Source organism: Caloramator quimbayensis, assembly GCF_900167605.1.
In the GTDB taxonomy this organism is placed as follows: Bacteria; Bacillota; Clostridia; order Clostridiales; family Caloramatoraceae; genus Caloramator_B; species Caloramator_B quimbayensis.
Genome location: NZ_FUYH01000045.1, coordinates 1 through 9378, shown reverse-complemented (window position 1 = coordinate 9378; position 9378 = coordinate 1). Strand labels below are relative to the sequence as shown.

Annotated in this window: 9 protein-coding genes, 1 tRNA gene, 1 rRNA gene and 1 pseudogene; all 12 read right to left on the bottom strand. The window is 34.0% G+C overall.

The window, feature by feature from the left end; all coding sequences use genetic code 11:
* Positions 1 to 315 (bottom strand): 16S ribosomal RNA (locus B5D15_RS14685); the annotation flags it as partial.
* A 366-nt stretch (positions 316 to 681) separates the two neighbouring features.
* Positions 682 to 756 (bottom strand) — tRNA-Asn (locus tag B5D15_RS14680).
* Positions 757 to 849: 93 nt separating this feature from the next.
* Entirely contained in the window at positions 850 to 2370 is a 1521-nt protein-coding gene (gene lysS / locus B5D15_RS14675) for a lysine--tRNA ligase (protein WP_078697855.1), read from the bottom strand.
* A 24-nt stretch (positions 2371 to 2394) separates the two neighbouring features.
* Complete coding sequence (gene greA, locus B5D15_RS14670) at positions 2395 to 2883, bottom strand: transcription elongation factor GreA (protein ID WP_078697854.1); 489 nt, start codon at positions 2881 to 2883, stop codon at positions 2395 to 2397.
* A gap of 241 nt (positions 2884 to 3124) precedes the next feature.
* Positions 3125 to 3922, bottom strand: a complete 798-nt coding sequence (locus B5D15_RS14665) for a hypothetical protein (RefSeq protein ID WP_078697853.1) — start codon at positions 3920 to 3922, stop codon at positions 3125 to 3127.
* Positions 3923 to 3986: 64 nt separating this feature from the next.
* Positions 3987 to 4925 (bottom strand): quinate 5-dehydrogenase, encoded by a 939-nt coding sequence (locus tag B5D15_RS14660; RefSeq protein ID WP_078697852.1) that lies wholly within the window; start codon positions 4923 to 4925, stop codon positions 3987 to 3989.
* Positions 4926 to 4936: 11 nt separating this feature from the next.
* The gene (locus B5D15_RS14655) at positions 4937 to 5461 is read right to left on the bottom strand and encodes a helix-turn-helix domain-containing protein (RefSeq protein WP_078697851.1); all 525 of its coding nucleotides are present in this window, start codon (positions 5459 to 5461) and stop codon (positions 4937 to 4939) included.
* A gap of 212 nt (positions 5462 to 5673) precedes the next feature.
* Positions 5674 to 6645 carry a tRNA dihydrouridine synthase DusB gene (gene dusB / locus B5D15_RS14650; protein ID WP_078697850.1) on the bottom strand — a complete coding sequence of 324 codons (972 nt, stop codon included), beginning with the start codon at positions 6643 to 6645 and terminating at the stop codon, positions 5674 to 5676.
* An 8-nt stretch (positions 6646 to 6653) separates the two neighbouring features.
* Positions 6654 to 7430 carry a type III pantothenate kinase gene (locus B5D15_RS14645; RefSeq protein WP_078697849.1) on the bottom strand — a complete coding sequence of 259 codons (777 nt, stop codon included), beginning with the start codon at positions 7428 to 7430 and terminating at the stop codon, positions 6654 to 6656.
* Between the two features lie 35 nt (positions 7431 to 7465).
* Positions 7466 to 8041 carry an ECF transporter S component gene (locus tag B5D15_RS14640; protein ID WP_078697848.1) on the bottom strand — a complete coding sequence of 192 codons (576 nt, stop codon included), beginning with the start codon at positions 8039 to 8041 and terminating at the stop codon, positions 7466 to 7468.
* Positions 8042 to 8186: 145 nt separating this feature from the next.
* Positions 8187 to 8999 (bottom strand): biotin--[acetyl-CoA-carboxylase] ligase, encoded by an 813-nt coding sequence (locus B5D15_RS14635; protein WP_179122336.1) that lies wholly within the window; start codon positions 8997 to 8999, stop codon positions 8187 to 8189.
* Positions 9000 to 9112: 113 nt separating this feature from the next.
* Positions 9113 to 9378: pseudogene (locus B5D15_RS15640) on the bottom strand (group II intron reverse transcriptase/maturase); the annotation flags it as partial.

Here is a 9378-nt window from a genome sequence, read left to right as displayed (position 1 = left end):
GTGGCCGATCACCCTCTCAGGTCGGCTACCCATCGTCGCCTTGGTGAGCCGTTACCTCACCAACTAGCTAATGGGCCGCGGGCCCATCTCATGGCGATAAATCTTTGACCGTTAGGTCATGTGACCCTGCGGTTTTATGCGGTATTAGCACCAATTTCTTAGTGTTATCCCCCTCCATGAGGCAGGTTACCCACGTGTTACTCACCCGTCCGCCGCTAAGGTTCAAAAAGCAAGCTCTTATCCCCTCCGCTCGACTTGCATGTGTTAAGCACGCCGCCAGCGTTCGTCCTGAGCCAGGATCAAACTCTCAAGATAAAATCCTGAAACTCATTTTTGATGCTCATTTTGCATCTTTTATGGTACGTTCGCTTATCCACTGTTCAATTTTCAAGGACCATCATCGCCACTTCATATCGTAGCGACATTTATTATATTATCATGTCATTCACATTCTGTCAACAAGTTTTTTATATTTTTTAAAGCAAATTTATCACGGTCAAAATGTCTGTTATAAACCATTACTATGCTTTAAAAAACGAATGCCTCAAAGCAGGCACTTTATTATTATATAACAAAACTTTATATTCTTCAACCTATATAATTTAAAATTATATTTGTAAATTTTGGTTTATTAAGATATAAAGTGTAAGCTTAGGGACTACCCCTTAGCAAAAAATAAAATGGCTCCATGGAGAGGACTCGAACCTCCAACCCTCCGGTTAACAGCCGGATGCTCCACCATTGAGCTACCATGGAATGACCACATTTGATATTATATCATATATATAAAAAAAAGCAACCCTTTTTTATAATTTTTAGGGCGTACATAGTACGCCCTAAATAATCTAATTATTTTGTAGGCTTCATTGTAGGGAATAATATAACATCCCTTATAGAATATGAATCAGTAAGGAACATTATCAATCTATCTATTCCAATTCCAAGCCCGCCTGTTGGAGGCATACCTATTTCAAGTGCATTTACAAAATCATCATCCATCATATATGCTTCATCGTCACCAAGTTCTCTTTCTTTTAGCTGCTGTATAAATCTGTTTTTCTGATCTATAGGATCATTAAGCTCTGAATATGCGTTGGCTATTTCTCTTGCATAAACAAAGGCTTCAAATCTTTCGGTGAGCGTTGGATCATCCTTCTTTTTCTTAGTTAAAGGAGATATTTCCACAGGATAGTCTATTACAAAGGTAGGCTGAATTAAATGTTCCTCTGCATAAGCTTCAAAAGCAGCGTTCAATATATCTCCCTTTGTGCAATCTGAGAGCTTCTTTTTAAGCTCATCTAAAACATTAAGCTTCTTTGCAACTTCCCTTGCCTCTTCATCTGTTTTTATTTCATTAAAATCTACCCCAGCATATTTCTTTACTGCATCTATCATAGTAATTCTATTCCATGGCGGGGTAAAATCTATCTCAGTTCCCTGATATGTAACTTTGGTTGTACCTAAAACTTCTTTTGCACAATAAGCGACAAGGTTTTCAGTAAGTTCCATCATATCGTTATAATCCGCATAAGCCTGATATAACTCAATTATTGTAAATTCAGGATTATGCCTTATATCTATACCTTCATTTCTAAAATCCTTACCCATTTCATAAACTCTTTCAAAGCCGCCAACTATAAGTCTTTTCAAGTAAAGTTCCGTTGCAATTCTAAGGTAAAGATCTATGTCGAGAGCATTGCTATGAGTTATAAATGGTCTTGCTGCTGCACCGCTTGCAATTGTTGATAATATAGGCGTCTCAACCTCTATAAAATCTCTATCATCAAGAAACTTTCTTACAGCCTTTATAATCTTGGTTCTTTTCATAAAAGTATCTTTTACTTCTGGATTAACTATCAAATCAACATATCTTTGTCTGTATCTTAAATCCGGGTCCTTAAGTCCATGCCATTTTTCTGGAAGAGGTCTTAAGGATTTAGTAAGCAGTGTAAAATCCTTTACATGTATAGAAATCTCGTCGGTTTTAGTTTTAAAAACAAATCCTTCAACACCTATGATATCTCCAATATCAAGAGTTTTGAAAAATTTTAATTTTTCTTCTCCAACATCATCTATTTTTACATAAAGCTGAAGCTTTCCATATCTATCATGTATATCGGAAAAACCTGCTTTTCCATGAACTCTTTTAGACATCAATCTTCCAGCAACTCTTACTGTCTTGCCTTCAAGCTCATTAAAATTCTCTTTAACTTCCTTTGAAGTATGGGTTCTGTCATATTTAACGATTTCAAAGGGGTCCTGATTATTTTTCTTAAGTTCATCAAGTTTTTGTATTCTTTGGCGAATAAGCTCGTTATATTCTTCCTCAAGTTTCTCAAACTCTACTTGATTTAATTCATCATTTGCCATAATAAAAACCTCCAAATAGTTTCTTTACTTGCTCTTTTTAATTTCTAATATTTCAAAGGTTGTAACTCCATCTGGTACCTGAATTACAACTTTATCTCCTACTTTCTTGCCAAGAAGTCCTTTACCTATTGGAGCTTCATTTGATATCTTCATCGATGCTGGATCTGCTTCTGCCGAGCCTACTATTGTAAACTCAAGATCATCCTGAAATTCAAGATCTTTAACTTTAACAGTTGTTCCTATAGAAACAATATCCGTTTTTATGTCATCCTCATCTAAGACCTTTGCATTTTTTAACATATTCTCAAGAGTAGCAATTCTTCCTTCAACAAAAGCCTGCTCATTTTTTGCTTCATCATATTCAGAGTTTTCACTTAAATCTCCAAACGAAAGAGCAGTTTTAATTTTTTGAGTTACTTCCTTTCTTTTTACAGTTTTAAGGTATTCAAGTTCCTGCTCTATTTTTTTTACTCCTTCATAGGTCAATATAACCTGCTTGCTGGTTTCACCCATTTTATTTCTCCCCTTTTACAAGTTTTACCCTGTAAGCTATGCTTCAGGGCAAATAATTAGTTATAAAATATTATATGCTAATAAATAAAAGTTAACACTATTTATTTATTAAAGCTACATAATTAATAACAAGCACCATAAAGTTCTCTTTATAGTGCTTGTTATTATCTTCATTAGATGTTATTATAAATCAGTCCCTTTAACATGTCAATAATTTTGTATCTATAAACGAATTTTAATTTTATCTTTCAATCAATATATCATCATATCGTTTAATATTTTTTATTTTAAATCCATCATCTTCCGCACTGCTCCATATAATTTTCTTTTGTTTTAATTCTACATAGCCCTGTGCAAAAATTATATCCATTTTTTTGTCGTCAAATGCTATATCAACATCATTAAACCAATAGGAATGTTTAGGAGGTACAATATATTCCAAGATAAGCATTGGCCTTTTCAATTCTGCGATGTACCTGTAATTATCATTCTTTGACGATAAAATTATTATATCAGCTCTCTCTGCTGCCTTAACAGGATCTTCAATTATTGCAGCCGATGTTCCATATTTTGATATAGCATACTCAACATTAAAAAGAAGCTCTTTCTTTTTTTCAGTTAAAAGAACGATTCTCCTTGCAATTGGCAAAAGAAGAAAAAATGCATCTTTCCCTTCAGGTGTTGCCGCATCTGCTATAACTACTTCATTCAGCCTAATGTCACATCCAAGGCTTATAGTATAAAAATCTAAAGCCCTGATTAAACAGGAATGATAGAAAAATTTATTAAAATCTATATCATACTCCCTTGAAAAAACTCTATTGTATTTTCTTACAGCAGTATTGTATGCCCTTTTAATCTTTAGCTTTTCAAACCCTTCCGGTATCTTTATATTTACTCCTAAAATGTTGTTAAAAAGCATTTCTTCACTCTTATAGGGCTGAATCAATTTATTTACAAAACCAATACGGCTAAAGGAGGGATACTTTTCAATGATTTCATCATTTTTAGCTCTTTCAATAACTGCAAAAGAATTCATTTTTTAACCATCCGATTGACATGCTATATAATAAATATATTATCGAGAATTATTTTTCATACGATTATTTATACCCTTCAGCCTTTTTATGTAATTCAATATCTTTATTAAGGTATTCAATTCTTGGAACAAAATTTAACTTGTCAAGCATTTTTTCATAATCCTCAACAGTCACATCTTCTACCCTTTTATCTAAAAGCGATATTATCAGCGCTTCCATAACATTTGTTCCAAAGGATCTTCCATTAAATTCAGGAGTTGTAGTAATCAGCATCTTTACTCCTCTTTTTCTTAAATCCTCAACATCACTCGAAGTTACGGTATTAGTAACAATAATCTTATCGCTCATATTTTCAGGCATATATTTTTTAATAAAAAGATAATCCCCTGCTATTATCTCGGCATCATTATAATATTTTTCATATTTTGTAGTTACTGTATCCTGCTCCTTCCCCGTTGGATAAAGCTTCTCAAAGGGCATTCTAACCGCAATAGGAAGGATTATTTCGGCAAGCATGCTGAACACTCTATAGGATTTTACAGGGAAAGGAATATTAAGTGCAAATATAACATCTCCATAGGTTACATCAGCACCAACGCGGTAAAACGCTTCTGCCATACCACATCTGTCCGTTGCACTCGTCATTAAAACTTTTTTATCCTTCAGGGGCATTATATTTTTATTTATATATCTTATTGCTCTCCTCTCGAGAGTATTTTTAAGCCCCGAACCATCAACTATAGGAGATATATTTGCTGCTTCTTTTATGGGAACTGCATCTTTAATAGTGTAAACTTTATCTGCCCATCTAAGATAAAGATCAATTCCTCCCATTCCAAAGGCATCGACTTTTCCATCTAATTCTTTAATAGTTTCAATTACCTTGTCATAATCCCCATCCGTTCCGATTCTTTCAATAATAACCTTCTCACCAAAAATCTCCGCCTCTGCCCTATGATTTCTCTTTGAAGAGCCAAGGCTTACTGATACAATCCTTTTCATTCTACCTCCTCCTAACCATTAATCATATTTACGATTTCAAGTATTTTTTCAGGGCAAACATAAACATCTTCCTTTATAGGGGACTGTCCTATATCTATTGTATATACATGTCCATCGAGAAGATCTGCCATTACCTTTATCCTCTTATTTGAGCCTATTATTATACAATGCTTATATTTTCTAACTTCAGATATCAATTCAATAATTCCGTTAAACAAATCCTGACCGCTTTGTCTTTTTACAAAATCCATTCTTTCATCTTCACTCATAAGCAGCACAAAGTCTACCCCTGCCTTCTTTAATTTTTCCTCAAGTTCTTCTTTATTTTTTATAGGGAACCCTACAACAGCAATATCTCCACCCTTTCGTACTTCTCCCATGCTTTCAAGTCTTGATATAAAGGTTCTATCGATATCGAGTATTTTAGCTACTTCCTGTTGTGAATATCCTTTACATCTAAGTTCAAGTATATCATTGATTTTATTATGTATTTTCTCTATGCTTATTACTTTTTCTCCAACTCTTACGTAATCCATATTATTCCTCCCGTGCACATCGTGTGCTCAATTACATATTATACCTTTTCTTCTATTTTTTCAATACGAATATATTAAAAATTGAATCCCTAATACTGCTAAAACCAATTTAGAGCTTCTAAATGAGCGGCAGGATTGGCTGTGCAGTATTGCGGGTTACAACATTTCAATAAATATAGCAAAAAACCCGTAATACTGCTAAGGCCGCAGTATTACGGGTTACAAATTTCATCCTTATAATCAATAAGCACCTTTTCAATTTCTTCTTTATCATCCAATTTATTTATAATATCCTTAATAGATGTTGAATTCTTTAATCCCTTTAAATACCAGGCAATATGCTTTCTCATCTCAACAATACCCCTTCTTCCTTTAAATTCAGCAGCCATTGAAAGATGAGTAAGCGCCATATCTATTTTTTCTTCAAAACTTGGCTCTTTTATTATCTCTCCAGTATTTAAATAATGAACTACTCTTTTAAAAATCCAAGGGTTTCCAAGGGCTCCTCTTCCAATCATAATAGCGTCACACCCTGTTTCATCAAAAAGCTTTTTTGCACTTTCAGGAGATGTAACATCTCCATTTCCTATAACAGGGATTTTAACTGCTTCCTTAACTTTTCTTATAATATCCCAATCAGCCTTTCCCTCGTACATTTGAGCCCTCGTTCTCCCGTGAACCGTTACAGCAGCTGCCCCGGAGCTCTCAGCCATTTTTGCAAATTCAACAGCATTTATAAGGCTTTCATCCCAGCCCTTTCTGAATTTAACCGTTACAGGTTTATGCGATTCTTCAGCAACTCTTTTTATAATCTTTTCTGCAAGAAAAATATCCTTCATAAGTGCGGAACCTTCGTTATTCTTAACAATCTTAGGTGCAGGGCAGCCCATATTTATATCTATAAAAGCTACATCAGCATTCTCACTTATCGTCTTTGCTGTATTAGCCATAATTTCAGCATCAGAGCCAAAAATCTGAACAACTGCAGGGGCTTCTCTATCATCTATATCTATCATATCCTTTGTTTTTATACTGTTATATACAAGCCCCTTTGAGCTTATCATCTCTGTATAAACAAGCCCGCAGCCTGACTCCTTACAAATTATTCTAAAGGCTTTATCGGTAACTCCAGCCATAGGCGCTAAAAATACGTTGTTGTTAGGGGTAAAACTTCCTATCTTCATAAAACCACCTATTGATTTTTTTCATATATTATTCTAAGTCCTTCAAGAGTAAGATATGGATTAATCTCCTGTATTGTACTGCTCTCACTTGCAATAAGCTTTGCAAGACCTCCCGTTGCAACTACTAAAGGCTCCTGCTCTCCAAGATTTCTCATTTCTATTTTCATTTTATTTACTATTAAATCAACAAGTCCAACATAGCCATATACTATCCCAGCCTGCATGCTCTGAACCGTATTTTTACATATTACTGAAGGAGGCTTTATAAGCTCTACCCTTGGAAGTTTAGCAGCTCTTTCAAAGAGTGCATCGCTGGATATTTTTATTCCTGGTGCAATACATCCTCCGTAATAATCACCCCTTATTCCAACTGCGCAAAAAGTTGTTGCTGTTCCAAAATCTATAATTATTAGAGGTTTTTTATATATTTCATGACCTGCAACAGCATTGACAATCCTATCAGCTCCTACTTCCTTTGGATTATCATATTTTATATTTATACCCGTTTTAACCCCCGGCCCTACAACAAGAGGCTCAACCTTAAAATATTTTTTTATCATGTGTTCAAGAGAATACATAATATTAGGTACAACTGATGATACAACAACCGCTTTTACATCCTTATAATTTATATTAGCCTTTTCAAATAGATTTATTGCAACCATTCCATATTCATCAGCCGTTCTTGGAGGAGTAGTTGACATTCTCCAATCAGAGAGACGTTTTTTCCCTTCATATAATCCAAGCACTATATTAGTATTTCCAACATCGAATACTAAAAGCATAAATTCAACTCCTTAATATATAATGATAAGGCAGGTCAAGCCTGCCTTTTTATTTTTTCTAAAGCTTTTGATATTGCTGTTACTATTATAACTGCAGCAATAATTTCAAGAGTACCATTTGTAAGCGCTACACCTATTAGTATTTTCAAAAGCGAGCCTTCGGCAATCTTGCTTATATTTGCAAAGGTTTTTGCTGCAAATAAATAAATCATAGAAAGAACAAGTGTTGTATTTGTAGCCGTTCCAACTACAGCAGTTAAGGGAGCATTTTTCGTTTTACTATAAACCATTGCAGAAAATACACCAATCATAATTCTTGGAAAAACTGATATCATAGGATTTATAAATACAGGTGCAAATATTGTAGTTAAATTGTTTATAAGACTTGTTAGTCCAAATATAAGCCCAACTATAATTCCTCCTGTCATTCCATCGGTCATAGCCGCAATAATAACAGGTATGTGCATAAAAGTAACTTTAAGAGACGGCGTAAGCCTTATATAGCCAAAAGGCGTAAGGCTCATAAAAATAGCAATTGCGCAGAGCATTGCTAATCTTGTCATCTTCCTTACAGTAAAAGTTTTGTTTTGATTAAGATTTAAATTTTCCACAATAACACCTCCGTTCCAGCTCCCTTTGGATGCCGGACTATTAAATTAATATTTTTTACTACGTCCCGCTTAATATGCAGGCGATAATTTTATTTTAGCACTTTACCCAAAACTTTCAACATCAAATAAAAAACTCTAAATTTTCTTATATTTTGTTGCTATATATGTTGTAAAGCCCCTCCATAATAACATCTCCACTTATAATTCTCTTCAAATTTCCATCTGAGGTTTTTAGAATGAGCCCCCCTTCTTTATCTATATCTACTACCGTGCCATCTACACTTTTATATCCATCTATAACTGATATTTCTTTTCCAAATATTATAGAGTATTTCTTTATATCTTCAACAAAATAGCTTAATCCAAATCTTTTAAAATATTCATAATCCCTTTCAAAAAAGTTTAATATTTCACTTAGTATTATCCTTCTATTAAAATTTTCTCCTGAAAAGCTTTTTAAAGATACCGCTATATTTTTTATGTCTTCATCGAAATCTTCTTGATTAATATTAAGTCCCAATCCTATGATTATGTATTTAACCTTCATACCCTCCATAGTCATCTCTGTTAATATACCACCAAGCTTTCTGTTATTTAAAACTAAATCATTAGGCCATTTTATCATAATATCAAAACCTGTGACTTTTCTTATAGCTTTAACCGAAGATAACGCTATAAGGGACGTAATTGACGGGCATAGGTTAGGTTCTATATCAGGCCTTAAGAGTATGGAGACTGCAAGGGCTTCACCTTTTCCTGTAATCCACTTTCTTCCCATTCTTCCTCTGCCTTTTGTCTGCTCCTCAGCTATTACTATTAAGCCATCTGGCACTCCTTTTTCTGCCATTTCTTTTGCTATGTCATTAGTTGATGTGGCTTTATCAAGATAAATAATATTTCTCCCAATATATTTAGTTTCAAGATATTCCTTTATATCATCTAAGGTTAGTTTCTCCATTATAATCCCTCCAAAAATCATTATAAATTATAAATCGAGTAGGAGCTGAATAATTATTTTATTCAGCGTCCTCTCACACCACCGTACGTACCGGTCTGGTATACGGCGGTTCGTTAGTTTACATGCATTTTAGAATACTGTGAGATTAGGCTTTTATAACCTAATTGATTAAAATATTCGTTAGTTAGAGTTGTTGATAGGATGTGACTGTTTGCTATATGCCAGTATCCTTTTCGGGTATTGGCATATATTTTTGCAAAATAAGGCCTCATTCCTAATTTTATCAGATTCCTTATCCTTGTTCTGACCTTTTTCCATAGTTTCCATTCACACATTCTTAATCTTCTTCTTATCCATTGGTCTAATTCTTCCATGTGTT

What these genes read in the sequence shown, in the direction of transcription:
- lysS (WP_078697855.1), bottom strand. Translation starts at nt 2,370, where the DNA reads ATGGCAAATGATGAATTAAATCAAGTAGAGTTTGAGAAACTTGAGGAA.
- greA (WP_078697854.1), bottom strand. Translation starts at nt 2,883, where the DNA reads ATGGGTGAAACCAGCAAGCAGGTTATATTGACCTATGAAGGAGTAAAA.
- B5D15_RS14665 (WP_078697853.1), bottom strand. Translation starts at nt 3,922, where the DNA reads ATGAATTCTTTTGCAGTTATTGAAAGAGCTAAAAATGATGAAATCATT.
- B5D15_RS14660 (WP_078697852.1), bottom strand. Translation starts at nt 4,925, where the DNA reads ATGAAAAGGATTGTATCAGTAAGCCTTGGCTCTTCAAAGAGAAATCAT.
- B5D15_RS14655 (WP_078697851.1), bottom strand. Translation starts at nt 5,461, where the DNA reads ATGGATTACGTAAGAGTTGGAGAAAAAGTAATAAGCATAGAGAAAATA.
- dusB (WP_078697850.1), bottom strand. Translation starts at nt 6,645, where the DNA reads ATGAAGATAGGAAGTTTTACCCCTAACAACAACGTATTTTTAGCGCCT.
- B5D15_RS14645 (WP_078697849.1), bottom strand. Translation starts at nt 7,430, where the DNA reads ATGCTTTTAGTATTCGATGTTGGAAATACTAATATAGTGCTTGGATTA.
- B5D15_RS14635 (WP_179122336.1), bottom strand. Translation starts at nt 8,999, where the DNA reads ATGGAGAAACTAACCTTAGATGATATAAAGGAATATCTTGAAACTAAA.